Genomic DNA, 23,248 nt, shown 5'->3' with positions numbered 1-23,248 from the left:
GCCGGCAGGGGGACGACGCCGCCGGGCCCGGGTGACCCCGCCGCGCCCCGGTCGGGCGGCGGCTCGCGCCTCGCCACCGAGCCGGACTGCCCGGCTGGCCCCGCGGCGCTGGTCCGCGGCATCACACAGGGAGGGCCCGGCCAGGACGATCCGGCCGGGCCCCTGTGTCCAGGGCAGGGTGCTCAGGCCCGAGTGCTCAGGACTGCGCGGCCACGAGCGCGCGGAGGCGGGTGACGGCGTCGTCCACCATGTCCGCGACGGGCTGGTCGATGTTGAGCACGTACCCGCCCTCCTCCTGGGCGAGCGGCTCCAGCGTCTCGATCTGGGACTCCAGCAGCGCGGCCGGCATGAAGTGCCCGCTGCGCCCCTCGATGCGGCGGGTCAGCACCTCCAGGGTGCCGTCCAGGTGCAAGAACAGTGCGGACGGGGCCTGGGAGCGGATGCGCTCGCGGTAGGCGCGCTTGAGCGCGGAGCAGGCCACCACGAGGCCCTCGCGGCGCTCGCCGTGCTCGTGCAGGGTGCGCCCCACGATCTCGAGCCACGGCCAGCGGTCGTCGTCGTCCAGCGGGGTGCCCGCGGCCATCTTCTGGACGTTCTCCAGGGGGTGCAGGCTGTCCCCGTCGATGAACTGGACCCCCAGCTCGTGCGCCACGAGCGTGCCGATGGTGGTCTTGCCGGAACCGGAGACCCCCATGACCACCACGAGCGGCGGCAGCGGCTCGCGCGCCGGGCTCATGCCCCGGCCCCCGTGGTGGGTGCCGGGTGTGCGGCCGGACCCTGTGCGGCAGGGTCCCGGGGCGCGGGGCCGGTGCGGACGTCGTCGTCGTTCACGGTGTTCCTCTCAGACGGTGCGTGACCACGAGGTCACCCGGTAACCCTGCCACGCCGGGGGGCCTCCGTGCGAGACGGGCGTGTCCGAACGGGACGGGGCGACCGCGCCGCCGGGCCGTCCCGTGCACGCCCTCCGCTCCCCGACGGCCCACCGTCCTGGCCGCGCCGCGGGAGGCGCGGTGTCCCGGGCGGGGCACTCCGGTGCCGGGGCGCGCACCACGAGCGCATACTTGCCCAGTGATCACTCTCGCGATCGTGCTGCTGGCGGTGGGGTTCCTCTACGCCGTGGACCACTCGTGGCCCGGTTTCCGCCGCATCAGCGCGTGGTGGCTGCGCCGGGGGGAGCCCCTCAAGGACAGGGTGCGCCACGCGCCCCTCACGTACCTGTACCTGGTGCTGCTCCCGTTCACCACGTGGCTGCTGGCCAACACCTCGGAACCCCTGCGCAAGGCGTTCCTTGCGGAGCAGTCCACCAACCTGCACGAGCTCAGCACCAACCACGTGACTGTGCTGGTGCGCAGCGCCATGTACGTGTCCCCCGCGGAGCTGCTGATCTGGTGGGTGGGTTTCAGCCTGGTGGTCGCACCCATGGAGCGCCGCTTCGGGTAGCAGCGCGTCCTGGCCGGCTTCGTCCTGGGCCACGTCGGTGCCACCGTGGCGGTCGCCTACCTGCAGGTGTGGCTGTTCCGCACCGCGGAGCTGCCCGTGCCGTCCCCCGTGCTGATCGACGTGGGTGCGAGCTACGGGTTCTGCGCGCTCGCCGCGCTGGCCACCTACCGGGGCCCGCTGCGCCGTCGGCTGCTGTGGGCCGGGGGGCTGGTCGGGCTGCTCGCGGCGGGCCTGCTGCTGGACCTCGACTGGTCCTCCATCGGGCACTGCGTGGCCGCCGTGCTCGGTTTCGCCTCCTACCCGCTCGTGCGCCCGGAGGCCGCGGTGCACCACGAGGCGCGGGTCCGCGCCCGGCAGCTCTACCGGATGGAGCACTGAGCCCGGGCAACGCCAGGTTACCGACGAGTTTTGTGACCTACCGCACCCTGCCCTAGCATGCACACAGAACGAGCGGGCCCGGGGCTACTGGCCCCGGGTGAACCTGCCGAGGGCGACGACGAGGGAATGACGGCATGAGAACGAAGCCCTGGATGAGGGTCAGCTCCGCGCTGCTGGCGGTGGCGTGGGGAGGCAACGAGTTCACGCCGCTGCTGGTCATGTACCGCACGGTGGAGGGCTACCAGCAGGTGGCCGTGGACATGCTGCTGGCGGCATACGTGCTGGGCATCGTGCCCGCGCTGCTGATCGGCGGGCCACTGTCTGACCGGCACGGGCGCCGCACCCTGATGATCCCCGCCCCGGTGCTGGCCATGGTGGGCAGCATCCTGCTGGCCGTGGGCGCCGAGAGCCTGTTCGTGCTGTTCGTGGGCCGGGTCTTCTCCGGCCTGGCCCTGGGCCTGGGCATGGCGGTGGGGACCTCCTGGATCAAGGAGCTGTCGGAGAAGCCCTACGAGGAGCACCCGGAGCGGGTCTCCGGTGCCCGCCGGGCCTCGCTGTCCCTGACCGCCGGGTTCGCCCTGGGGGCCGCGGTGGCCGCGGCCCTCGCGCAGTTCGCGCCCCTGCAGACCGTTCTGCCGTACATGATCAACCTGCTCATCTGTCTGCCCGCCGTGTTCCTGGTGGCCGGGGCTCCCGAGACCCGCCACGCCACCGCCCCCCACGGCCCGCTGCTGGCGGACCTGAAGATCCCCGCCACACGGCAGCACCGCTTCTGGTTCGTGGTGGCGCCCTCCGCGCCGTGGGTCTTCGGCTGCGCGGCCTCCGCGTACGCGATCCTGCCCGCACTCATGGCAGACGTGGTGGGCCCCCGGTACGGCATCGCCTTCTCCGGGCTGATGTGCCTGGTGGGGCTGGGCTTCGGGTTCTTCATCCAGCCCCTGGGCAAGCGCCTTGATAGGGACGGCTCCATCCGCTCCCTCGCCGTGGGGATGGGTGCGGTGATCCTGGGAATGCTCGCCGCGGTGCTGGCCTCGGCCACCCTGAACCTGGCCCTCGTGCTGCTGGCCTCCGCGGTGCTGGGCTGCGGCTACGGGCTGGTGCTGGTGTCCGGGCTGCAGGAGGTCCAGCGGATCGCCCGCCCGGACGACCTCGCCGGGCTCACCGCCGTGTTCTACTCCCTGACCTACATCGGCTTCTTCGTGCCCATGGTGCTCGCCCTGGTCTCCGAGTTCACCAGCTACCCGTGGCTGTTCGTCTCGGGCGCGGTGATCGCCGCACTGTGCCTGGGGATCATGGCCTACGGCCGCCGCCACGAGGTGCGCGACCTCGACCTGCTCGAGGCGAACGACGCCGCCCGCCCCTGACCCCGACGCAACGACGCCGCACGCTCCCGGACCCTGCGCGGGTCACGGGGGCGTGCGGCGTCGTCGACCGTGGGGCCTCCGCGCGGGCGTGGCCCGGAACCTGGGTCGGCGGCGTCACCGGGCCGGCCGTGCCGGAGCCGCTCAGGGCGGGCGGCTCAGCCCTGCCCCACACGGGCAGCCGCAGCAGCAGAGCGTGGCGGAACGTGAAGTCCTCAATGAGCGCCGTGACCGTGGGGCCCAGGGACGGTGGAGGACCCCAGGGCGGAGCCCAGCCACCCCGCGGCGAAGATGGCGGGGACGGCCAGCACCGCCACGGTGTCCCGGGCGTGCCAGGAGCAGTGCCGTGCGGGGTCCTCGGCACGCACAAGTGCGGTGAATGCGGGGCGCGGGGCGCTCGGTGCTGTCATGCCCATTGATCCTGAGGTGGCCGGGGTCCCGGACGCGGCGTGCGGAACCGGACCGGGCGGCGTCGTCCGCGGTGCGGTGAGGGATGGTGCGTGGGCGGGGCCGGACGGCGCGACGGGCCGCGCGCCGTCCGACCCCGGGCAGGCTCAGGAGCGGGTGTCCTGGGCGTCCGAGCCGCTCAGGGAGCGGTGGTGGGCCATGAGCTGGCGCTCCCGGGGCAGCACGAACAGCAGCAGCACCACCGTGAGGACCACCGAGAGGGTGAGCAGCCCGTAGGTGGCGCCCCACCCGAACTCGTGCACGACCCAGCCCACGCCCGTGGAGGCCAGGGTGGCGCCGAAGACGTAGCCGAACAGCCCGGTGAACCCGGCCGCAGTGCCGGCCACGTGGCGCGCGGACATGTCCAGGGCCTGCAGACCGATGATCATGACCGGACCGTAGATGAAGGCGCCGATGAAGAACAGGAACACCATGAGCAGCCAGTACGGGGTGCCCACCGGGGTGAGCCAGTAGGCCACCAGGAACACGCCCACGCCCACCATGAAGGTGATGCCCGTCCAGCTGCGGTTGCCGCGGAAGACCTTGTCCGAGACCCAGCCGCAGGCCAGCGTGCCGAAGATGCCGGCGAGTTCGAACAGGGAGAAGCCCGCGATGCCCTGCGCCAGGGACATGCCGTGGTGCTCGGCCAGGTAGGTGGGCGCCCAGCTCAGCACGCCGTAGCGCAGCGAGTAGATGAACACATTTGCCAGTGCCAGGAACACCATGGTGGGGTTGAGCAGCACGTGCTTGACGACGATGCCCCAGTAGGAGGAGCCCTCCAGCTCGCTCGCGTCCGCCTCCACCTTGGCGGGGTCGTCGCGGTACTCCTCGATGGGGGGAAGGCCCACGGCCTCGGGGCGGTCCCGGACCATGACGAACGCGAGCACGGCCACTACCAGGGCGCCGACCGCGGGGACCCAGAAGGCGGACTGCCAGGAGCCGCCGGTAATGGCGAGGCCCAGGGCCGCCAGCGCGCCCACGCCCATGCCGCCCACGTTGTGCGCAGTGTTCCAGATGGCCGTCTTCCACCCGCGCTCTTTCGTGGAGAACCAGTGCACGAGCACGCGCCCGCATGGGGGCCACCCCATGCCCTGCACCCAGCCGTTGAGGAACATCACCGTGGCGAACAGGGCCACCGAGGCGGAGACGGCGGGGACGAACGCCACCACCAGGTTGGCCACCGCGGACAGCGCCAGGCCAATCGGCAGGAAGTACCGGGCGTTGGAACGGTCCGAGATGGTTGCGGAGAAGAACTTGGAGAACCCATAGGCCAGCAGCACGGCGTTGCCGATGATGCCGATGCCCACCGTGTTGATGGTGCCCTGCTCCAGCAGCAGCGGTGCGATGAGCGAAATGTTGTTGCGGATCAGGTAGAAGCCCGCGTAGCCCAGGAAGATCCCGATGAACACTTGCAGTCGCAGCCGGGGATAGCGCCGCTGGACCTCGTCCTCGGGAAGGCGCGGGGCGGGCGACGGAGCGGCCATCCACCGCGTGAGCGGCGACATGGTCCTGGCAGCGGCGGTGTCCGCGACAGTGGTCTGCGGGCTGGGGGCGTCAGGGGGCATCCGGTCCAACTCTCGGGTGGTCGTGGGCCGTTCCGGGGCCCGGTGGGAAGAATGGCCATCGTACCCAGGTTTTTCACAGAAACGCCTTGCCTGTGGCAGGATCGCGCGTGGGAGACGTGCGCGTCATGACGCGCATCCGCGGCGCGACGGGCGCTTCAGCCGAGGAGCAGGGTGGCCGCCCCACGGACCAGGACGACGACGCCGCCGGCGGCGGCGAGCGCCATCGCCAGTTTCTGAGCCGTCGCCTTCGAAAGGTGCTGGGCGAGCCAGGTCCCGGCGACGATGCCCGCGAGGACGGTGGCCACCAGCGCCGCGAGGGCGGCGAGGGCTGGGACAGGCAGCGTGAAGTGCACCCCGGCGGCGAGCTTGGACACGGTGGAGAGGATGCCCATGCTCATGAACACGGGCTGCATGGTGGCCGCAAAGCGCACCTGGTCCCAGCGCGTCACGCGCGAGTAGACGACCATGGCGGGCGCGGCGACACCCGCGGTGGAGTTGAAGAACCCGCCGATCAGACCGGCCGGGACCACCGCGGCCCGGCGGGAGGCACGCGGGGTGGCGGGGGAGAAGTGGGTGATGGTCAGCGCCGCGAGCACCACGGCGCCCACCGCGACCTGCAGCCAGGCGCTCGGCACCCAGCGCACCACGAGTGCGCCCGCCACGATGCCTGGCAGTGCGGAGGTCACCAGCACCGCCGCATGGCGCCACTCCACGAGCCGGCGCACCGAGAGCGTGATGAGGAACCCGGAGCACGTGGTCGCGGCGTTGGTGGCGAGCACGCCGGCGCCCGGACCCATGAGCAGGGACAGCACCGGGGCCACCACTAGCCCCACCCCCGTGCCGGAGACGCGCTGCAGCACCGTGCCCACGAGGACCGCGGCCAGCGCGGCGAGCAGGACGGTCATGGGGGCTCCTTCGAAGGGGTGCGTGCGCGCGGATTCTGGGGCGCGCCGTCCGCTGGGGCGGTGTGGTTCGGGGAGCTCCGTCGCATGTGAGGGGACGATCATCCCACGCCGTCGCAGGGGAGCGGCCCGGTGGACGGAGTTTCCACCGTAGGGTGTGATCCCAGCCCTCCCCACGTCCCCGGGGCGATCATAGCCTGGAGCCATGGTGGAACAGAGCAAGTGGATGGCACAGGTGGAGCGCAACCCCGGGCACTCGCAGTGGTACGTGGAGCGGTTCCGGACGATGGCCGCTGAGGGGCAGGACATCGTGGGGGAGGCTCGGCTGGTGGACGCGATGCTGCCGCGCGGCGCCCGCGTCCTGGACGCCGGCTGCGGCCCGGGCAGGCTCGCCGGGTACCTGCATGGGGTGGGGCACCACGTCACCGGCGTGGACGTGGACCCCGCCCTGATCGCCGCAGCGAAGCGGGACCACCCCGGTCCGCGCTACGAGGTGGCCGACCTGGCAACCCTCCCGGACCTCGACCTCGGTGCGCCCTTCGACGCGATCGTGTGCGCGGGCAACGTGGTCACGTTCCTCGCCGAGAGCACCCGCCGGGACGTGCTGCGCGGCTTCCGGGCGCACCTGGCACCGGAGGGTCGCGCCGTCGTGGGCTTCGGGACGGGCCGCGGCTACCCGGTTCCAGAGTTCATCGACGACGCCGCCGCGGCCGGTCTCGCACCCGAGGTCACCCTGAGCAGCTGGGACCTGCGCCCGTGGCGCGAGGGCGGGGACTTCCTGGTGGCGGTGCTGGGGGTGGCCAGAACAGTATGAAAGAACGCGTTCCCTCCCCGTGCTCTGCGGCGAGGGAACGCTTCCATGCGAGTATCAGGACAGGAGACGCTCCACCGTGGTACGGAGGGTCTCGCTGAGTTCGTAGATCTGCTCAGGAGCATCCACTGCGTGGCGGGTCTCGGCCTTGTTCTCATCGAGGATGCCGACGTATTTCTGGCTGCGGTTGAAGTGGAGCCGAGCGATCGTCTTGCGGTTGTTGTCATCCAGGAGGATGGCGCAGTAGCTCTTGGCATCCCGGTACGAGACGCGAGAGATGTCGACCTGGTTGCACACGATCGCTCGCACGATGTTGAACGCCGTGAGTTCCTCGGCGGTCGTGATGATCCCGTCCTCGCTCTCCTGCAGGTCCTTCTCCGCCTCAGGCCGACTGGTGAGTTCCACCGCCGCGCCGTCTTCCTGTGGGAGCACCGGCGCGACGGAGCTGGCGCCGAGAGCGGTTGTCAGGCGGTTGTTGACCTGCTCGTTGAGGAACTGCTGCGAGGCCTTGACGACCAACGGGGTGAACTGGTCGCGGGTCTTCTGGGTGAACGAGCCTTCGTAGACCCGGTTCGTGAAGAACCTGATCCAGTCGACGGAGGGGTCCCGGAACTCCGCGGCGATTGCGCGTTTGATCTCCCCCACGTACTTCAATTCGCCGGCCGCACTGATGATGGAGTCGAGGTCGAACTCGGTCTTGCTGAGTTTCTGCAGCTCCGGAATCACAGTGGTGTCGATGTCGAGCAGATCAAGCACCAGGAACGGCTTCGCGTCCATGCGGTTGGGAGCGTCGAGATCCGTGTAGAAGTGGTACTTCGCTCCGTTGGTGAGGATCGCGATGCGGGCGTTTGTCACCGCGAAGTACCGGTACAGCTGGGAGGCGTGCTCCAGGGAGAGGGGGGGGCACCTACGTGCTTGCACTCGATGAGCATCTGGATCTGCCCGTCCTGGACGATCGCATAGTCAATCTTCTCGCCCTTCTTCACCCCCACGTCAGCGGTGAACTCAGGAACCACCTCGGACGGATCGAAGACGTCGTAGCCGAGGATCGTGGAGATGAAGGGCATGACGAAGGCGTTCTTGGTCGCTTCCTCCGTTTCCAGGGACGCCTTTTGCTGCGCGACCTTGTTGGCCAGAGCCGACAGACGTTCGGTGAAATCCATGGGGGCCTCCGTGGGGCTGTTGGGTAAGTTTGTTTCACCGGGACCGCGGGCTTGGAGCACCGGGGCGGGGTCTCTGCAAAATTAAACCCACCATACTGATCGCCAAAGCAAATTCGCGCGGAGGCGCCCGTGGCGCGAGGGCGGGGACTTCCTGGTGGCGGTGCTGGAGGTGGCCAGGGAGTGAGCGGGGAGCCGGACGAACGGGGCAGTCCTCGGCCGCGCGCCCTGGGAACCACCACCGCGAGCCACTGATCGTCCTCTGCACCCTCTAGTCTTGTCCCGAACACATCCTTGGTGGACGACCTGGAAGAGGGAAGCGGATGGCCGCTGGACTGGCCGCACTGCTGGACGACATCGCGGCACTGGCGAAGCTGACGGCGGCGAGCCTGGACGACGTCGCCGGTGCCACCGGGCGGGCGAGCGCGAAGGCCGCGGGCGTCGTCGTCGACGACACCGCCGTGGCACCCCGGTTCGTGGAGGGCGTGAGCCCCAAACGCGAGCTGCCGATCATCAAGAAGATCACGATCGGCTCGCTGCGCAACAAGCTGCTCGTCATCCTGCCCGTGGCCCTGCTGCTGAGCCAGTTCGCGCCGTGGCTGCTCACGCCGCTGCTCATGCTCGGCGGGACATATCTCTGCTTTGAGGGCGCAGAGAAGGTCATCGAGCGCTTCTCCCCCAACAAGCACGCAGAGGAAGAGCCGGCGGCGGACCGCGGCCCGGACGCCGAGAAGAAGATCGTCTCCGGCGCCGTCCGCACGGACCTCATCCTCAGCTCGGAGATCATGGTCATCTCCCTGAACGAGGTCTCTCACGAGCCGCTGCTCTCCCGCACCCTGATCCTCGTTGCGGTGGCCATCTTCATCACGATCCTCGTCTACGGGGTGGTGGCGGTGATCGTGAAGATGGACGACATCGGGCTGGCGCTCGCGAAGAAGGACTCCGAGGGGGCTCAGAAGTTCGGCCGCGGACTGGTCAAGGCCATGCCTGCGGTGCTGCAGGTCATCTCCGTGGTGGGCGTCTTCGCCATGCTGTGGGTAGGCGGGCACATCATCCTCACGGGCATGAACGATCTCGGCTTCACGCCCGTCTACGACTGGGTGCACCACCTCGGAGAGTCCGTCCACCACGTGGCGGGCGTGGGTCCGGCGCTCGCGTGGATCGTGGAGACGTTCTTCGCGCTGGTGCTCGGGGTCATCTGGGGCTGCGTGATCGTGGGTATCGTCCATGTGCTGCCGTTCGGGAAGAAGCACCACGATGAGACCGCTGACCCCGTCACAGTTGCCTCCGAAGTAACCGCTCACAAAAACGTCGGGGGCGGTGGTGCGATGGCCGAAGGAGGCGAGGGGGAGACGTCCGCAGATGCTCCCGACGAAGGCGCTCGAGGAGACACCCACGGCAGCTGACTCCAGGGCACGAGTAGGCTGACAAGTCCTCTTTCAACCTGGCAATTCGCATCTCCCGAGGTGCTGCAGGACGTGGCGGAACGACGAACAGGGGCCCTCCCTGCGTGGAATGAGAGGGGCTGCTCCATGGCTGTGCCTCGGCGCGGTGATCGTGACTACGCTCGTACTTCCCGACTGACAGGGCGGAGGTACACCCAAGCCGTTTTGGGTGCTCCTGCTCCCCGCCGTGTGCGGCATGGTTGGCGGGATCCTGGCGGCGCAGGACGGCCGGACGGGACTGGCCGTGGGTACTTCGGTGATCGGTGTCCGGTTGGTCCCTGCGCTGCTCGCAGTGTTCACCCTCCTCTACGGGCGGTAACAGCGTTCCAGGAGAATCTCCCACGCTCGACGCCGCCTGCAGCATGATCGAGCGGTGTCTTGTGTCCTGAGACACGGTCTGGGCATGGTAATCATCCGCCGATGATCGAGGAGACGACAATGCGGAACTGGTTGAGCGTAGCGGGACTCGTGCTGTGCGGGGCGCTGGTGCTGGTGCTGCGGCAGACGGGCGTGATCGCGGAAGCCGTCTCCAACGTGGTGTTCCTGGTGCTCATCGTGATTGCCATCGGTGTGGGTGTGATGGCGGCTCGGCGCAAGAGCACCGAGACGACGGTCGATCCCGGGCACTGACCCCTGGGGGTTTACACCCGACGGCCAGTCCTCAGTGCCAGCAGCAGGGCTATGCCGACGAGCACTGCGGCGATGCGGAAGGTGGCTGGCCACAGCGCGGGGTTCATGAGGGTGACCGCAATGAGGGCCGAAAGCAGCAGCACCGCAGGGACTCCCCGGAATGCGGCACTCAACTGGCCCCGTGGCACGGGCCCGATCACCGTTTCCGCCGGCGGTTCCGCGGGATCAGGCGGGGGTGAGAGCATCCGTCGGACACCCGTAGCTCCCACTCCTACTCCGGATGCCAGGCCGAGCAGGGCCAGGGGCACCGCAGGGACCTGACAGGCGATGGCTGTGAGCAGCGACGTCGTTCCCAGGATGACCGCGTTCACCACACACGGCACCGTGAGGTGGATCCATGCGCTCGCGGTGGGTGTCAGGGGAAACAAGCGCTCGGCGGCGCTCCCGGACGCGACATCGCCCGTATATGCGGTGCCCGTCCTCAGGCCACGGAATGCGATTACCAGGAGCGCAGCCCATGCCGCCAGCAGAACCGTCTGGGAGAAGAGGACGAGAGCGAGTAATACTGCTGCAACTGCCGTCAGATGACTCCGGGCGGCGCGCGGAACGTCCTCGGCGGCATAGGTGGCGTACAACAGCGCGCGGCACGGTCCACGCACCCACGGCGGGATGGTTCCCGCAGCGGACCGGTCACATTGCCGTCGTGCTCTTGCTGCGTCCAGTGCTTCTCTCATTCCCGCGCCTGAAGCGAGGAGGGCGGAGTTGCGCAGGTGCCGCGCGGCGGTCCCCGCCCGGCGCAACTCCCAGCCGGGAAGGTCGCCTGCACGAGTAACTTCAGCGCGCCTCGCCTGCATGCGAACGGCGAGGAAGAAACAGGCGACGCCTCCCAGACATCCCACCGCCAGCAACGCCAGAACCACCCACCAAGGGGCTTGCCCCAGCCACACGAACATGAATCCCAGGCAGACCCCAGTACCCCCGCAGCACAGGAGCGAGCCGGAAAGAAATACCCACGTAGTACCGGACCAGCGCCCTGCTGGGCGGGTGGGAAGGCGCCAGACCCAGAAAGCCCGCACAGGGTCGATTCCCAGCGGACCGAAGGCAAGAAGGGTTCGCAGAACGAGGCCCCAAACGCCCAAGAACAGTGCCACAGCGCCCACTACTGGCGCGCCCGGGCCCAGCCAGGGCGCGGCCTCGCGGTGCAGTGCGCCAGAAGGGGCGGCGGCTTCAACCAGCATCACGACTTGGGCATGCAGGGCGTTCGCAAACCCCCATCCCCATGCGAGCAGGGCTGCGCCGATGACGACCACCAGATAGATGTCGGTCCACCGCTCGGAGCGAGGGCGTTGCAACCGGATTTCTGACGCGGCTCGGCGGACGAAGTCGTCGGGGTCGAATGACCTATCGGACGTCGGGACACTGTCCGTGCGGATGCTGCTCACGCCGAACCGTGCGGGTCGTTGGTCGAGGAACCGTGCAGCTTCCAGCCCCCGTGCGCATCGAGTGCCACACGGGACGTTCCTACTGCGTCTGCGAGCCCCTGATCGTGCGTGGCCACGAGGATTCCCGCCCCGGATTCCCTGTGTTCCACGAGCCGTGCTGTGAGCCAACTGCGCATCTCCCCATCCAGACGCTGCTCGGGCTCGTCGAGGATCAACAGTGCGAACGGCCGGAGAAAGGTGGTCGCGAGCAGGGCTCGACGCCTCTGACCGGAAGACAGCTCGTACGGGGAGACCGCAGCACGCTCGATGAGGCCGAACTCATCCAGCGCCTGGTCCACGGCGGTGTCCGGTTCGGGCATTCGGTGTCCTCGCGCGACGAGCTGCAGGTGCTGTCGAACCGTAAGACCGGGCAGAAAGGCGTCCTCGTCGAAGAGCGAACTGACGTTCTGCCGGTAGAAGAGGGAGTTCTCGATCATGGGACGTCCAGAGAGTCTGAGCTCGCCGGAGAGCGCGCGCTGCTGTGCAGCGAGAGTACGCAGCAGCGTCGACTTCCCCGCGCCATTGGGTCCAGTGAGAACTATTGCCTCACCGCGCACGAGTCGGAACGTCACGTCCTCAACGAGCGGCGCACGTTCGTATCCGCACGTCACGCTGTTCACGTCGAGCAGAGGAGTGCCCGTCGCAGTGTTGTTGTCCCTGCCATCGGTGGCCCGGCGCGGGGTGGGATTCTCAGGCACGCGGGTCCTGCTTCGATTCATGCAGTTGGGCACTCATGCCCACCTTCAATGGTGGACGGGTACCCCGCACTTCGAGCCACCGGATGGTCAATCGGCGACCCTCGCCGGTAGCGCCGGGGTTCACGACTCGCTTCGACATTCGTTCCTCCTGGGTGCGAGGGGACGGATGCGGGCCACCTTACTGGAGGTCGTGGGAACGGGGCGGAGGCCACGGCATCCCGGTGTGCCACGATGACATATCGAACCGTGATGTTGGCCTTGGGAGCAACCGGGTATACGAGGGAGGGGAATCGTATGACAGACACCACCGCCCAGGAGTGGCAGATCGACGCCGTCGACGTGCCCGCCTACCTTGCGGCGCTCGGGGTGGAGCCCGCGCCGCCGAGCCTCGAGCTGCTCGAACGCCTGCACCGCGCGCACGTGTCCACCTTCCCGTTCAGCAACGTGGAGGTGCTGCTGGGTGAGCACCCGGGTGTGGAGCCGGCCACCGTGTTCGACCAGATCGTGGTGCGCCGCCGCGGCGGGTACTGCTTCGAGCACTCGCAGCTCTTCGCCGCCGCCCTGCAGACGCTCGGCTTCTCGGTGCGCCGCGCGCTGGGCCGGGTCCGTTCGCTGCAGAGTGCGCGCACCCACATGACGGTCCTCGTGGACCTCGACGGCGCCCGGTACCTGTGCGACCCCGGTTTCGGCTTCAGCATCACGGGCCCTGTTGCCCTCGACGACGGCGCTCGCCGCGTGGAGGGGGACCGTACCTTCTCCGTGGGCCGGGTCCCGGACGAGGGCTGGCCGCTGTTTTCCCTCAACCGTGACGGGGAGATGGAGCACGTGCTGGACGAGTCCACGGTGCACCCGGCAGACGTCCGGATGGGCCACCTGATGACCTCCACCGGCGAGGACTCCGTCTTCCGCCAGCACCTCATGGTCATGCGCCACACCCCGCAGGGGCACGTGACCGTCACCGAGGGCGGGGTGACCGTGCGGCGGCCGGGGGAGCGGACGTTGCACGAGGACCTCGGGGTGGACCGGGTGGTCAGCCTCGCGCGGGAGCTGGACGTGAGGATCTCGGACGCGGAGGCCGAGGAGCTCGCTCGGATCGTGGCGGGCCTGCGAGGCTGACCTGCAGCCGCACTGGCACTGGCACCGGCACCGGCACCGGCACCCGCAGCGGCACAGGTACCAGCAGCGACGACGGCGCAGCGACACCACTGCGGCGGCACCGTGGCGTCGCCGCCCCAGCATCCTGACCCCGCGCCGTCGTGCCCTCCTCGGCTGCACACTCTCAGGAGTAGAGCTGCCCTCCCGAAGGCCGTTCCGGAGGGCAGTGCTACTCCTCAGATTCAGGGTGCTCACCGGGGCGTCTCCGTGCGTGCGGGGCCCCCGGCTGGCATGATCGTCCACTGGCCAGGCATTCCTCCCCCGGATGCGTGGCCACTGCCGTGCCCGGAACCGAGCTGACCGGGCGTGGCACAGCAGCACATCCCCCCTCAGAAAGCACCCCCATGCATTTCTCACGTCATCTCGCCGTGCCCGCGGCGGCCCTGGTCCTGGGCGCCGTCACGGCGCTCTCCCCAGCCCTGACGACTCCCGCGGCGGCGAGCACCGCCCAGGTCACTGCGGCACCCGCGGGTGCCGCGGCGTCGTCGGCCCGCCTGCCGCAGGCAACGGCCCCCAGAGCAGCGGCGCTGCCCACCACCGGCTACCACCGCTCCTTCACCGGCGCGGGGAAAACCTCCACGTACCACGTCTACGCGGACGGCATCGACCGCTCCAGAGCCGTGGGCGTGCTGTACTACCTGGGCGGCGACTACACGAGCGTCAAGGAGACCTGGGTCCACAACCCCGGGGGAACGCACCTCAAGGCGATGGCGGCGGAGGCCCGGAAGAAGAACATGGTCCTGGTGGTCCCCATCTCCCCGGACAAGGACGCATCCGGCAACGGTGTGACCTGGTGGGAGGACGCGGACGCCAACGGCGACTGGTTCCGCGCCCTCCAGGGCTCCCTCGCGTTCAGCTATGGCCTGGACGCCTCCCGCACCTGGTTGGCCGGCTACTCGGGCGGGGCGGAGTTCCTCACGTACGAGCTGCTGGCGGACCGTCAGAACTGGATCCGCGGCGGAGGCGCCACGATCATCGGCGGTGGCGGCTCCAGCGGCATGCAGACCGCGCCGGATGCCACCGTCCGGTCTTTGCCGGTGACCTGGTACGCGGGGTCGAAGGACGTGGCGGGCAGCACCACCCCGGCCACGTGGTCCGCATCCGCCACCGCCGCCCAGGGCAGGCAGCGCTACGCCAAGGACGGTTTCACGCGCACCACCCTCACCACGCTGCCGGGGCTCAGCCACGACGACTACGACATCGTGGGCCTGATCTCGAAGGGCCTGGCGACGCTGCCGCCCGCCCCGACGACGTCGTCCCCCTCCGCCCTGCTGCGCGGCGCCATCCGGGCGGACTACCTGGCCACGGGCGGGGCCGCGACGTACGGGCAACCCACCTCGGCGGAGAAGCCCACGGGACTGCTCGGCGGTGTGTACCAGGGCTTCACCAAGAACTGCACCTACTACTGGAGCTCGCAGACGGGGGCGCACCCGGTGAAGTGGGGCACGGGCATCGGCAACGCCTACCGCGCCGCAGACCTGGAGCGCGGGTGGGGCTACCCGGCCATCGCCGAACGCGCCCTCGCCAACGGTGCGTACCAGGACTTCCACCGGGGCACCGCGCGCGTCCGGGCGATCTACTCCCCGCGCACGGGCACCCACGCGGTGAAACTCAGCGGCGGCATCGGGACCGCGTGGCAGAAGGCCGGCCACGAGCACGGCTGGGGCTTCCCCACCACGGAGGAGTACGCCGTGAACGGGGGAGTGGCGCAGAAGTTCTCGAACGGGTGGGTGGTCACCTGGCACCGGGCCACCGGGAAGGTGACGGTGGCGAAGGGCTGAGCGGGCGCCGTCGTCGCCACCCGGTTCACCGGGACAACGTGAGGTGTAGACCTGCCCGCCAGAACTGACTTCCGGCAGTCATCTCTACACCTCAGATTCACGACGTCGCCCGGCTGATCCCCCCGCGACCCCCTGACAACATCTGAGGCGCGACATGCCCACCGGGATCGTCTCCCGGTGGTCATTTCGTGCCTCAGATGATCGGCGACGCCGCAGGCGCCGCTCGCCAGCCGTCAGCCCCGCTCCGGCTCCGCCGCCTTCGCCCGGCTCGCCGGCATGATGAAGCGCCACGGACTCTGCTCGAGGGACAGCGGCATGGGGACCGTGATGACCGTGGGGCGCTTCGCGGCGACCGCCTCGGCCATCGCGGAGCGCAGCTCCTCCGGGGTGGTGGCACGCAGTCCGAGTGCCCCGAAGGACTCGGCCATCGCCACGAAGTCCGGGTTGCGCAGCTCGGTGCCGGAGCCGTGGCCGTAGATGCGCACCTGGTCCGCCTGCACGTTGCCGAACGCGCCGTTGTCGAAGACCACGGTGATCACGTTGAGCCCGTACTGCACCGCGGTGGCGAGCTCCTGCACGCCGTACATGAACCCGCCGTCACCGGTCACGGAGACCACCACGCTGTCCCGGTGCGCAGCCTGCACGCCCAGCGCGGTGGGGAAGCCGTAGCCCAGATTGCCCTGGTAGCCGCACGTGATGAAGTGCCGCGGGTCGTAGACGTCCAGCGCGAAGTAAGAGGCGAAGCCGATCTGCGAGACCTCCTCCACGAAGTACCCGTCCCGGGGAAGGACCTCCCGGATGGCCGCGAGGTAGTCGGCGTGGGGCTTCAGCTCGGCAATCTCACGCCGCGCCTTCTCCTTGATCCCCGCCAGCTCCTCGTGCCGCGAGGGCCGCTGCGGAGCGTCCTGCAGGGCGGCGAGCAGCTGGTCCACCACCAGGCGCGAGTCGCCGGTGAGCCCCACGGTCGGTTCGAGCCGTTCCTGCTGGGCCGGGTCGATGTCCACGTTCACGGTCACCAGGCCCTCGGGCGTGTCCGGCCAGCGGAACCACACGAGCTCCTGCCGGGTGCCCACGGCCAGCAGCACGTCCGTGTCCGCCCAGCGCTCGAACCCCGCCGCGCTGGAGAACCCCAGCGGGTGGTCGTCCGGGACGATCCCGCGGCCGCCGCGCAGGGACACCACCGGCGCCTGCAGCTTCTCGGCCAGCGCCAGGATGCCCTCTCGTGCGTGCCGGGCGCCGCTGCCCACCATGATCATGGGGTTGCGTGAACCGGCCAGTGCCTGCGCGGCGCGCGCCACGGCGTCCTCGTCCGCACCGTGCGGCCGCGTGGGCACCAGCTCCACCGGCGGCATGGGCGCCTGCCGGGTGAGCACGTTCCACGGGATGGCGACGACGGACGGTCCGGGCCGTCCGCCCGTCGCCTGGTCGAAGGCCTCGGCGACGGCGCAGGGAACCTCCGCGGGGTCCGTCACCGTGGTCGCCCACTTGGTGAACGAGGACACCGTGGCCTGCTGGTCCGGCATCTCGTGGAGGTGGCCCATGCCCCGGCCCATGAAGTCCGTCGGGATCTCGCTCGTCACGCACACGGTGGGTGTGCTCGTGGCCAGCGAGGTCAGCATCCCCGCGCTCGCGTTGAGGACGCCCGGCCCCGGAACCACGCTGAACACTCCGGGCCGTCCCGTGGACTGGGCGTAGCCGAGTGCCATGTAGGCACAGGCCTGCTCGTGGCGGGCGCCGATCACCTTGATGCCCGGTTCCCTGCGCAGGGACTCGAACAGCTCGTAGGTCTGGACCCCGGGGATGCCGAAGACGGTGTCCACACCCTGCTCGCGCAGTCCGGCCACCGCGGCCTGGCCAGCCGTGAGAACCGGGGGCTGCGCGGCGTCGTCGTGCGTGGAAGCGGGTGCTGAAGACGCGGAGTGGGTGCTCATGCGGGTGCTCTCCTACTCGTCGAGGTCCGCGTGGACCGCGGCGGGCTGGGTGGTGCGCCGGGTCACGAACACGCCGGTCACGGCGATCAGGGCCGTGGCGGCCACCGTGAGCAGCAGCTGGGTGCGGGCCGCGGGGTCGAACAGGGCGACCACCACGATCACCACCAGCAGCGCGACCGTCAGGTAGGACAGGAACGGGAACAGCGGCATGCGGTACGTGGTGCTCTCGTCCCGCGGGTTCTGCCGCTCGCGCCGGTGCCGCAGCGTGATCTGGGAGGCCGCCACGGAGATCCAGATGATGATGATCGTGGAGCCCACGATGGACAGCAGGGTGTCCAGGACCTTGCCGGGGAAGAGCGCCTCCAGGATGCTCGCCACGAACCCGAACGAGACCGTGAGCAGCACCGCGCGGCGCGGCACGCTGTTGCGGGCGGTGCGCTTGATCGCGGCGGGGGCGTAGTCGCGCTGGGCGAGCGAGTGCATCATGCGCGACGCGGCATAGATGTTGGCGTTCAGCGCGCTGAGCAGGGCGAACACGGCGATCAGCGCCATGATGTTGCCCGCGGCGGGAAGGCCCGCCACGTTGAGGACCGCGGCGAACGGGCCCTCGGGGGGATCCGCCTGGGAGGGCTTGAGCACCGCCACGATGATGAACACCGAGCCGATGTAGAACAGGCAGATCCGCCAGGCCACCGTGCGGATGGCGGTGGCCACGCTGCGCTGCGGATCGGCCGTCTCACCGGCGGCGATCGCCACGATCTCGGTGCCGCCGAACGCGAAGATCACGATCAGCAGACCGGCACCCACACCGGCCACGCCCGTGGGCGCGAAGTCCGCGAAGTTGGAGAGGCCGCCCTCGTGGCCCGGGATCACGCCGAGCAGCATGAGCACGCCGACCACCAGGAACGCGAGGATCACACCCACCTTGATGAACGCGAACCAGAACTCGAACTCGCCGTACTTGCTCACCGCGAACATGTTGATGGTGGTGAACAGGGCCATGAACACGAGGCTCAGCAACCAGGTGGGTGGAACGGTGACGTCCCCCATGGTGTTGTGCAGGATGCCCGTGAGGATTGTGGCGGCGCCATTGGCCTCGGCGGCGGTCACCACGGCGAGCTGCACCCAGTACAGCCAGCCCACGGTGTAGCCCGCCACGGGGCCGAACGCGTTCTGCGCGTGCGCGGAGAACGCACCGGTGGTGGGGTTCGCCGCGGAGAGCTCGCCGATCATCCACATCACGAGGATGACCAGCGCACCGGCCACGATGTAGGACACCAGGATGGCGGGACCGGCCACGGCCACGCCCTTGCCGCTGCCGAGGAACAGGCCCGCGCCGATCGCGCCGCCCAGGCCCATCATGGTCAGCTGGCGGGGCTTGAGCCCGCGAACCGTGGAGGTGGACTCCAGGGGGATCTGGGCGGAGGTCTGCCGGGGTGCGCGCTGTGCGTTCATCGCGGATCAGCCCCCGTTCCGGGTGTCCGAGGCGGCCGGGGTGCCCTGGGTGCTCGCAGGGTTCGCGGTGCTCGAGGTGCCGCGGACGAGGTCGAGGACCTCCTGCGCGGCCACGAGGAAGGCCTGGTTGCCGGCGGGGGAGCCGATGCTCACGCGGATGCCCTCGTCCCCGAACGCGCGCACGATCACGCCGTGGCGCGAGAAGACCTCCTCCGCCTCCTGGGTCTTCGCGCCGGTACGCAGCCACACGAAGTTCGCCTGCGACTCGGGGACGTTCCAGCCCTGCTCGGCGAGCTCGCGGTGGACGTGGTCGCGTTGCTCGATCAGCGCGGTGATGCGCTCCTCGATCTCGCTCTCCGCCGCGAGGCTTGCCAGGGCGGCCTGCTGGGCGAGGTTGGTCACGCCGAAGGGGATGGCGACGGCGCGCAGTGCGGCGCTCACATGGGCCGGGGCGATCGCGTAGCCGATCCGCAGCCCCGCGAGACCGTAGGCCTTGGAGAAGGTGTGCAGGACCACCACGTTCGGGTACTCGCGGAAGAAGTCGATGCCGCGGGCGGCGTCCGGGTCTACGTTGAAGTGCACGTAGGCCTCGTCCACCACCACGAGCACGTTGCTCGGGACCTGCGCCATGAACTCGTGCAGCTCGTCCGTGCCCACGGAGGTGCCGGTGGGGTTGTTGGGCGTGCACACGAGCACCACCTTGGTGCGCTCCGTGATGGCGGCGGCCATCGCGGGGAGGTCGTGCCGCTCGTTCTCGTCCAGGGGGACCTTCACGGCCGTGGCACCGGCGAGGCCCGCCAGGATGGGGTACGCCTCGAAGGAGCGCCACGCGAAGACGACCTCGTCGCCCTCTTCGCACACGGCGCGGATGATCTGGGAGGCCACCTCCACGGACCCGCTGCCGAAGCTCACGGACGACGGCTCCACACCCCAGCGCTGGGCCACGGCCTGGGTGACCGCCTGGCAGGTCATGTCCGGGTAGAGGTTCATCTCCGGGGACACCTGGTTCACGGCATCCAGCACGGACGGCAGGGGCGGGTACGGGTTCTCGTTGGACGAGAGCTTGTACTGGACGACGTCGGACGCGGCGGCGGACTTCCCCGGCTTGTAGGGGGGAAGTGAACGCAGCGCGGCCCGCAGGGTCACGGCGGACTGGGCCGAGTCCTCGGGGTGCTGAGTTGTCACGGTTGGCTCCTTCACGGCATTGTGGTCGGAGTCACAGTGGCACAGGACTCCCAGGTTGACAACCAGTCATCCGAAATTTGAGCACACTGCTCAGTCTTCGCCGATCTACCGGTGGGTCGCTGTACAGATTGTCATGCTTTTTCGGTGGGACCACGAGGAGCCCGAATGAAGATCGATGAACTGGACGTGCGTATCGTCGAGCTCTTCAGTCGCGAGGACGGCATCGGAGTGCTGGCCGCGTCCCGCGAACTGGGGGTTGCACGGCCCACGGTCCAGTCCCGCCTGGACAAGCTCCGGGCGGCGGGGGTGATCGAGTCCAGTGGCCCGCTGCTGAACCCGGCGGAGTTCGGCTACCCCGTGATGGCCATCGTCTCGATCGAGATCGCCCAGGGGGTGGGGCACATCGCCGTGGGCACCGCGCTGAAGGAGATCCCGGAGATCGTGGAGATGTACACCGTCTCCGGGGATCACGACGTCATGGTGCGCGTGGTTGCGAAGTCCAACGACGACCTCCAGCGCGTCCTCGACGCCGTGGCCGTGACCGGCGCGGTGAACAGGACACGCAGCGTCGTCGTGCTGCAGACCCACTTCCAGAACCGGCTGCTGCCGCTGTTCGCGCGGGTGGGTGGAGTGGGCGACGTCGTGGGGGAGTGAGCTCGCGCTGGCAGGACGGCCCCGGACATGAGAAAATCCCGCCCGACCTTCCGGTCGAACGGGATCTCTCTGCGGTGCGCGAGGGGGGAGTTGAACCCCCACGCCCTCTCGGGCACACGGACCTGAACCGTGCGCGTCTGCCTATTCCGCCACTCGCGCTCGTTGTCCCGCTCGGCATGCGCCTGCGAGCAACGTCGAAAACAATACCCGACGCCCGCCGCCTTGGCGAATCGGCGCCCCTCGCCGGCACGAGAGCACGAGGGCACGACGACGCCGCACCGCCACCACCGCGCGTCCGTCACCCGTGCGGGGCGCCGCGCCGACTCGACCGGCCGACCCGACCCACCGACCCGACCCGACTGAGCCGACAGCCGACCTAGCCGAACCGGCAACGGGCCCGGCTGAACCATGAACCGGCCCGAGCGCCGTCGTCACACGCTCACGGTGAGCCCCGCCCAGGAGATTGCCGCGCAGCACAGGCCCGCCAGGGCGTAGAGCGTGACGGGCACGATGACCGCGATCTCGCGCGCCGAACCCGCGTTGCCCAGCACCGGCAGGCGCACGAACGCGTTGCGGCGGTAGAACGTGCTCGGCAGGGGAAGGGGGATCCGCAGGGGCCACAGAAGGTGGATGCCCTGTGTGGTGAGCAGGTCCCCGAGCATGTGCACTGCGCACCCGAGCCCCACCGCGACCACGAACCAGCGCGGGTCCTCGGGCGGGTGCGTGGCCACGAACGCGCCCAGCAGGATGCCCACCACCCAGTTGGCGTGGGCCAGCCGGTCCGGCACGAACGCCAGGACCTTCACGGCGCACGCGATCAGCAGCACGGACAGCACCGCTGCCAATGGCCACACCTGCCCGGGCAGCGACGCCGCGGCGTCCGGGACCGCGCCCGCCTCGCCGCCGGTGCCGGGCCAGGAGAAGGAGTGCCAGCGCAGCGCGTCCCCCACGGGGACGGACGCGCGCTGGGAGAGCACCGCGAGCAGAATCACGAGCACCAGGCCCACGAGCGAGTGGGTGGCCCGGCGGTGACCCCCGGACAGCGTGCTCGTGGCCTTCGCGATCCACCCGGACAGCGGCGGCAGCGAACGGGCCACGGTGCCGCCGGGGTGGTCGAGGTCCGGCAGCAGGGCCGCACCGGCGCAGATCAGCGAGCCGGTGATCACCCCGGCGTTGCCCACGGGCATGACCCCGAGCCCCACGGGGAGGGAGACGTCCGCGAGCTGCACGGTGTACGTGCCGGTGAGCGCCACCCACGCGGCGGCACCGCAGGCGGCGTGACTGGGACCCATCATGGGGCTGACCTGGGCATGGACTGGTCCTCTCAAGACCTCGGGGAAGGAGAGGAACCCAGGCTAGGAAGGGGCTCAGACCCGCATAAGCGTCCGCCGGTTCAGGAGGAGGACTTCGGGTTTCCGGGCAGCTGCTGGTCGCACCCGGGGGTGAGCCAGGCCTTCACGAATCCGGCGCTCTGGTGCACGTACTGCATGAGCAGGCTCGTGCCCGTCAGGTGGAAGTCCACGGAGGCCATCCGCAGCTCGCCGGTGTAGCAGCGGGAGAGGATCAACCGCGATCGGCTGACGTGCTGCGTGAACGTCACCGCAGTGACGGTGTCCCAGCCGCGCTCCTGCGCGAGGGAGCGCAGCTCGATGGCCTCGCCCTGGGTGGTGGAGGGGTCCGGCTTGAAGCAGATCACCTCCACGCCGTCGTGCTCGTTGCAGAACGAGCGCGCCTCGTAGTAGGCCACGGTCTCGGGGGAGTCGTAGGCCTCCGCGTCCGGCACGGAGATCACCAGGGTCTTGGCGATGTGCTGGTTGTAGACGAGGTCCTGCGCGTACTCCACCCGCGTGGGGTCCGGGGGACCGAGCACCAGCACGGCGTCCGAGGCGCCGGGACGCTCCACGCGGGGATCGTCCAGCACCGCGTGGCACACCGCGAGCCACAGCACGATCAGCAGCACCACGGCGATCACCACCACCAGGGGCCACCGTCGTCTCGTCGCGGGGCCCTCTCCGGGCGCCGTTTCTGCCAAGGTGTTCCTTCCGCGTGGGCTGTTCGGCGAATCTGCCGCCGATATCATCTCACCCAGTGGCAGCGCGGACACCGGTTCCGCGTGACGACCGGGCGAACGCCCAGCAAGGAGACAGCCCATGCGTTCGAATGAGCACCTCGACCACGCCGTGACCTGCCAGGTCCCTCTGCGCTGGGGAGACATGGACCCCTACGGCCACGTCAACAACGTGGAGGTCATCCGAGTGCTGGAGGAGGCGCGGATTGCGGCGTTCGGCGTTCCCGTGGGCACGGGCGAGCAGGTGCTGCCGGCCCGGATCCCGCTGTTCTCGGTCCTCCCGGAGGGCACCCAGGCCCTGATCGCGGAGCACCGGGTCAAGTACCTGCGCCCGCTGGAGTATCGCAACGTGCCCGTGGACGTGCGCGTGTGGGTGGTCTCGGCCCGGGCGGCCACGCTGGTGCTGGGCTTCGAGGTCCTCGACTCCGACGACGGCGCCCCGGTGGTCCGCGCCCAGACCCAGCTCGCACTGTTCGTCCCGGCCACGCGCACGGTCCTGCGGATCACCCGAGAGCAGCGGGAACTCCTGGAGCCGTACACGGCGCCTTCGCCGTTCTGAGGCTGGCCTGAGGTCGGCGCGCCTGCGAGGCGGCTGGGCCTCGGGCGGCGCCAGCTCCGACCACGTGAGCGGGGGCGAGCGGGCCGGGGCTGGAGCCTCGGGGCAGGGCCATGGCGGGGCCCGCTGGAACGGTGCGGTGCGC

Annotated in this window: 19 protein-coding genes, 1 tRNA gene and 2 pseudogenes; 9 read left to right on the top strand and 13 right to left on the bottom strand. The window is 69.8% G+C overall.

The features are described from left to right. Positions 1 to 196: 196 nt before the first annotated feature. Positions 197 to 736 carry a gluconokinase gene (locus tag D8M39_RS06730; protein WP_012399100.1) on the bottom strand — a complete coding sequence of 180 codons (540 nt, stop codon included), beginning with the start codon at positions 734 to 736 and terminating at the stop codon, positions 197 to 199. A gap of 26 nt (positions 737 to 762) precedes the next feature. On the opposite strand from D8M39_RS06730, the pseudogene D8M39_RS13195 reads away from it, so the two are divergent. After that, positions 763 to 1,818, top strand: a pseudogene (locus tag D8M39_RS13195) (rhomboid-like protein). A 134-nt stretch (positions 1,819 to 1,952) separates the two neighbouring features. Beyond that, the gene (locus D8M39_RS06720; protein ID WP_058954526.1) at positions 1,953 to 3,182 is read left to right on the top strand and encodes an MFS transporter; all 1,230 of its coding nucleotides are present in this window, start codon (positions 1,953 to 1,955) and stop codon (positions 3,180 to 3,182) included. Positions 3,183 to 3,394: 212 nt separating this feature from the next. On the opposite strand, the gene D8M39_RS06715 is transcribed toward D8M39_RS06720, so the two are convergent. The 3 genes from D8M39_RS06715 to D8M39_RS06705 form a co-directional block, all read right to left on the bottom strand. After that, positions 3,395 to 3,589 carry a hypothetical protein gene (locus tag D8M39_RS06715; RefSeq protein ID WP_126874685.1) on the bottom strand — a complete coding sequence of 65 codons (195 nt, stop codon included), beginning with the start codon at positions 3,587 to 3,589 and terminating at the stop codon, positions 3,395 to 3,397. A 144-nt stretch (positions 3,590 to 3,733) separates the two neighbouring features. Continuing rightward, positions 3,734 to 5,110, bottom strand: coding sequence for an MFS transporter (locus D8M39_RS06710; RefSeq protein ID WP_126874692.1), 1,377 nt, complete (start codon positions 5,108 to 5,110; stop codon positions 3,734 to 3,736). A gap of 236 nt (positions 5,111 to 5,346) precedes the next feature. Next, positions 5,347 to 6,096, bottom strand: a complete 750-nt coding sequence (locus D8M39_RS06705) for a sulfite exporter TauE/SafE family protein (RefSeq protein ID WP_126874684.1) — start codon at positions 6,094 to 6,096, stop codon at positions 5,347 to 5,349. Positions 6,097 to 6,298: 202 nt separating this feature from the next. Here D8M39_RS06705 and D8M39_RS06700 point away from each other — a divergent pair, with 202 nt between their 5' ends. Continuing rightward, positions 6,299 to 6,907: a bifunctional 2-polyprenyl-6-hydroxyphenol methylase/3-demethylubiquinol 3-O-methyltransferase UbiG gene (locus D8M39_RS06700; protein ID WP_055082805.1), complete on the top strand. Its 609-nt coding sequence runs from the start codon at positions 6,299 to 6,301 to the stop codon at positions 6,905 to 6,907. A 54-nt stretch (positions 6,908 to 6,961) separates the two neighbouring features. Here the strand turns inward: D8M39_RS06700 and D8M39_RS06695 are convergent. Then, positions 6,962 to 8,067: pseudogene (locus tag D8M39_RS06695) on the bottom strand (type I restriction endonuclease). A 320-nt stretch (positions 8,068 to 8,387) separates the two neighbouring features. On the opposite strand from D8M39_RS06695, the gene D8M39_RS06690 reads away from it, so the two are divergent. Then, positions 8,388 to 9,470: a DUF808 domain-containing protein gene (locus D8M39_RS06690; protein WP_083482321.1), complete on the top strand. Its 1,083-nt coding sequence runs from the start codon at positions 8,388 to 8,390 to the stop codon at positions 9,468 to 9,470. A gap of 489 nt (positions 9,471 to 9,959) precedes the next feature. Then, positions 9,960 to 10,139, top strand: coding sequence for a hypothetical protein (locus D8M39_RS06685; RefSeq protein WP_126874683.1), 180 nt, complete (start codon positions 9,960 to 9,962; stop codon positions 10,137 to 10,139). Between the two features lie 11 nt (positions 10,140 to 10,150). Here the strand turns inward: D8M39_RS06685 and D8M39_RS06680 are convergent, their stop codons facing one another. Beyond that, entirely contained in the window at positions 10,151 to 11,581 is a 1,431-nt protein-coding gene (locus D8M39_RS06680; protein WP_126874682.1) for a hypothetical protein, read from the bottom strand. Then, on the bottom strand, positions 11,578 to 12,339 hold the full coding sequence (locus D8M39_RS06675; protein WP_094393438.1) for an ABC transporter ATP-binding protein: 762 nt from the start codon (positions 12,337 to 12,339) through the stop codon (positions 11,578 to 11,580). Before D8M39_RS06675 ends, D8M39_RS06680 begins: the two co-directional genes overlap by 4 nt. A gap of 273 nt (positions 12,340 to 12,612) precedes the next feature. Here D8M39_RS06675 and D8M39_RS06670 point away from each other — a divergent pair, with 273 nt between their 5' ends. Beyond that, positions 12,613 to 13,434 carry an arylamine N-acetyltransferase gene (locus D8M39_RS06670; protein ID WP_161971383.1) on the top strand — a complete coding sequence of 274 codons (822 nt, stop codon included), beginning with the start codon at positions 12,613 to 12,615 and terminating at the stop codon, positions 13,432 to 13,434. A gap of 383 nt (positions 13,435 to 13,817) precedes the next feature. Beyond that, complete coding sequence (locus D8M39_RS06665; protein ID WP_126874679.1) at positions 13,818 to 15,254, top strand: LGFP repeat-containing protein; 1,437 nt, start codon at positions 13,818 to 13,820, stop codon at positions 15,252 to 15,254. A 233-nt stretch (positions 15,255 to 15,487) separates the two neighbouring features. On the opposite strand, the gene D8M39_RS06660 is transcribed toward D8M39_RS06665, so the two are convergent. Genes D8M39_RS06660 through hisC form a run of 3 tightly spaced genes read right to left on the bottom strand, consistent with a single transcriptional unit; the run spans position 15,488 to position 19,825 of the window. Continuing rightward, positions 15,488 to 17,185 carry a thiamine pyrophosphate-dependent enzyme gene (locus tag D8M39_RS06660; RefSeq protein ID WP_126874678.1) on the bottom strand — a complete coding sequence of 566 codons (1,698 nt, stop codon included), beginning with the start codon at positions 17,183 to 17,185 and terminating at the stop codon, positions 15,488 to 15,490. Positions 17,186 to 17,197: 12 nt separating this feature from the next. Continuing rightward, entirely contained in the window at positions 17,198 to 18,640 is a 1,443-nt protein-coding gene (locus D8M39_RS06655) for an amino acid permease (RefSeq protein ID WP_126874677.1), read from the bottom strand. 6 nt (positions 18,641 to 18,646) lie between these two features. Continuing rightward, positions 18,647 to 19,825, bottom strand: a complete 1,179-nt coding sequence (hisC, locus tag D8M39_RS06650; RefSeq protein WP_055082824.1) for a histidinol-phosphate transaminase — start codon at positions 19,823 to 19,825, stop codon at positions 18,647 to 18,649. Between the two features lie 165 nt (positions 19,826 to 19,990). Here hisC and D8M39_RS06645 point away from each other — a divergent pair, with 165 nt between their 5' ends. Continuing rightward, positions 19,991 to 20,479: an Lrp/AsnC family transcriptional regulator gene (locus D8M39_RS06645; RefSeq protein WP_055082827.1), complete on the top strand. Its 489-nt coding sequence runs from the start codon at positions 19,991 to 19,993 to the stop codon at positions 20,477 to 20,479. Between the two features lie 75 nt (positions 20,480 to 20,554). Here D8M39_RS06645 and D8M39_RS06640 read toward each other — a convergent pair. The 3 genes from D8M39_RS06640 to D8M39_RS06630 all read right to left on the bottom strand — a co-directional run bounded on the left by D8M39_RS06640 (position 20,555) and on the right by D8M39_RS06630 (position 22,511). Beyond that, positions 20,555 to 20,638 (bottom strand) — tRNA-Leu (locus D8M39_RS06640). A gap of 272 nt (positions 20,639 to 20,910) precedes the next feature. Next, the gene (locus D8M39_RS06635) at positions 20,911 to 21,774 is read right to left on the bottom strand and encodes a metal-dependent hydrolase (RefSeq protein ID WP_094393443.1); all 864 of its coding nucleotides are present in this window, start codon (positions 21,772 to 21,774) and stop codon (positions 20,911 to 20,913) included. Positions 21,775 to 21,872: 98 nt separating this feature from the next. Beyond that, positions 21,873 to 22,511 carry a YdcF family protein gene (locus D8M39_RS06630; protein ID WP_232300204.1) on the bottom strand — a complete coding sequence of 213 codons (639 nt, stop codon included), beginning with the start codon at positions 22,509 to 22,511 and terminating at the stop codon, positions 21,873 to 21,875. Positions 22,512 to 22,629: 118 nt separating this feature from the next. Here D8M39_RS06630 and D8M39_RS06625 point away from each other — a divergent pair, with 118 nt between their 5' ends. Further along, positions 22,630 to 23,106, top strand: coding sequence for a thioesterase family protein (locus tag D8M39_RS06625; protein WP_055082834.1), 477 nt, complete (start codon positions 22,630 to 22,632; stop codon positions 23,104 to 23,106). Positions 23,107 to 23,248 lie beyond the last annotated feature (142 nt).

This window comes from Kocuria sp. HSID17590 (assembly GCF_003989485.1).
In the GTDB taxonomy this organism is placed as follows: Bacteria; Actinomycetota; Actinomycetes; order Actinomycetales; family Micrococcaceae; genus Kocuria; species Kocuria salsicia.
The sequence above is the reverse complement of the archived record's forward strand: the minus strand, read 5'-3'. Positions and strand labels throughout refer to the sequence as shown.

What these genes read in the sequence shown, in the direction of transcription:
- D8M39_RS06720 (WP_058954526.1), top strand. Translation starts at nt 1,953, where the DNA reads ATGAGAACGAAGCCCTGGATGAGGGTCAGCTCCGCGCTGCTGGCGGTG.
- D8M39_RS06660 (WP_126874678.1), bottom strand. Translation starts at nt 17,185, where the DNA reads ATGAGCACCCACTCCGCGTCTTCAGCACCCGCTTCCACGCACGACGAC.
- D8M39_RS06700 (WP_055082805.1), top strand. Translation starts at nt 6,299, where the DNA reads ATGGTGGAACAGAGCAAGTGGATGGCACAGGTGGAGCGCAACCCCGGG.
- D8M39_RS06705 (WP_126874684.1), bottom strand. Translation starts at nt 6,096, where the DNA reads ATGACCGTCCTGCTCGCCGCGCTGGCCGCGGTCCTCGTGGGCACGGTG.
- D8M39_RS06670 (WP_161971383.1), top strand. Translation starts at nt 12,613, where the DNA reads ATGACAGACACCACCGCCCAGGAGTGGCAGATCGACGCCGTCGACGTG.
- D8M39_RS06625 (WP_055082834.1), top strand. Translation starts at nt 22,630, where the DNA reads ATGCGTTCGAATGAGCACCTCGACCACGCCGTGACCTGCCAGGTCCCT.
- D8M39_RS06665 (WP_126874679.1), top strand. Translation starts at nt 13,818, where the DNA reads ATGCATTTCTCACGTCATCTCGCCGTGCCCGCGGCGGCCCTGGTCCTG.
- D8M39_RS06675 (WP_094393438.1), bottom strand. Translation starts at nt 12,339, where the DNA reads ATGAATCGAAGCAGGACCCGCGTGCCTGAGAATCCCACCCCGCGCCGG.
- D8M39_RS06655 (WP_126874677.1), bottom strand. Translation starts at nt 18,640, where the DNA reads ATGAACGCACAGCGCGCACCCCGGCAGACCTCCGCCCAGATCCCCCTG.
- D8M39_RS06710 (WP_126874692.1), bottom strand. Translation starts at nt 5,110, where the DNA reads ATGGCCGCTCCGTCGCCCGCCCCGCGCCTTCCCGAGGACGAGGTCCAG.
- D8M39_RS06645 (WP_055082827.1), top strand. Translation starts at nt 19,991, where the DNA reads ATGAAGATCGATGAACTGGACGTGCGTATCGTCGAGCTCTTCAGTCGC.
- D8M39_RS06690 (WP_083482321.1), top strand. Translation starts at nt 8,388, where the DNA reads ATGGCCGCTGGACTGGCCGCACTGCTGGACGACATCGCGGCACTGGCG.
- D8M39_RS06715 (WP_126874685.1), bottom strand. Translation starts at nt 3,589, where the DNA reads ATGACAGCACCGAGCGCCCCGCGCCCCGCATTCACCGCACTTGTGCGT.
- D8M39_RS06730 (WP_012399100.1), bottom strand. Translation starts at nt 736, where the DNA reads ATGAGCCCGGCGCGCGAGCCGCTGCCGCCGCTCGTGGTGGTCATGGGG.
- D8M39_RS06635 (WP_094393443.1), bottom strand. Translation starts at nt 21,774, where the DNA reads ATGATGGGTCCCAGTCACGCCGCCTGCGGTGCCGCCGCGTGGGTGGCG.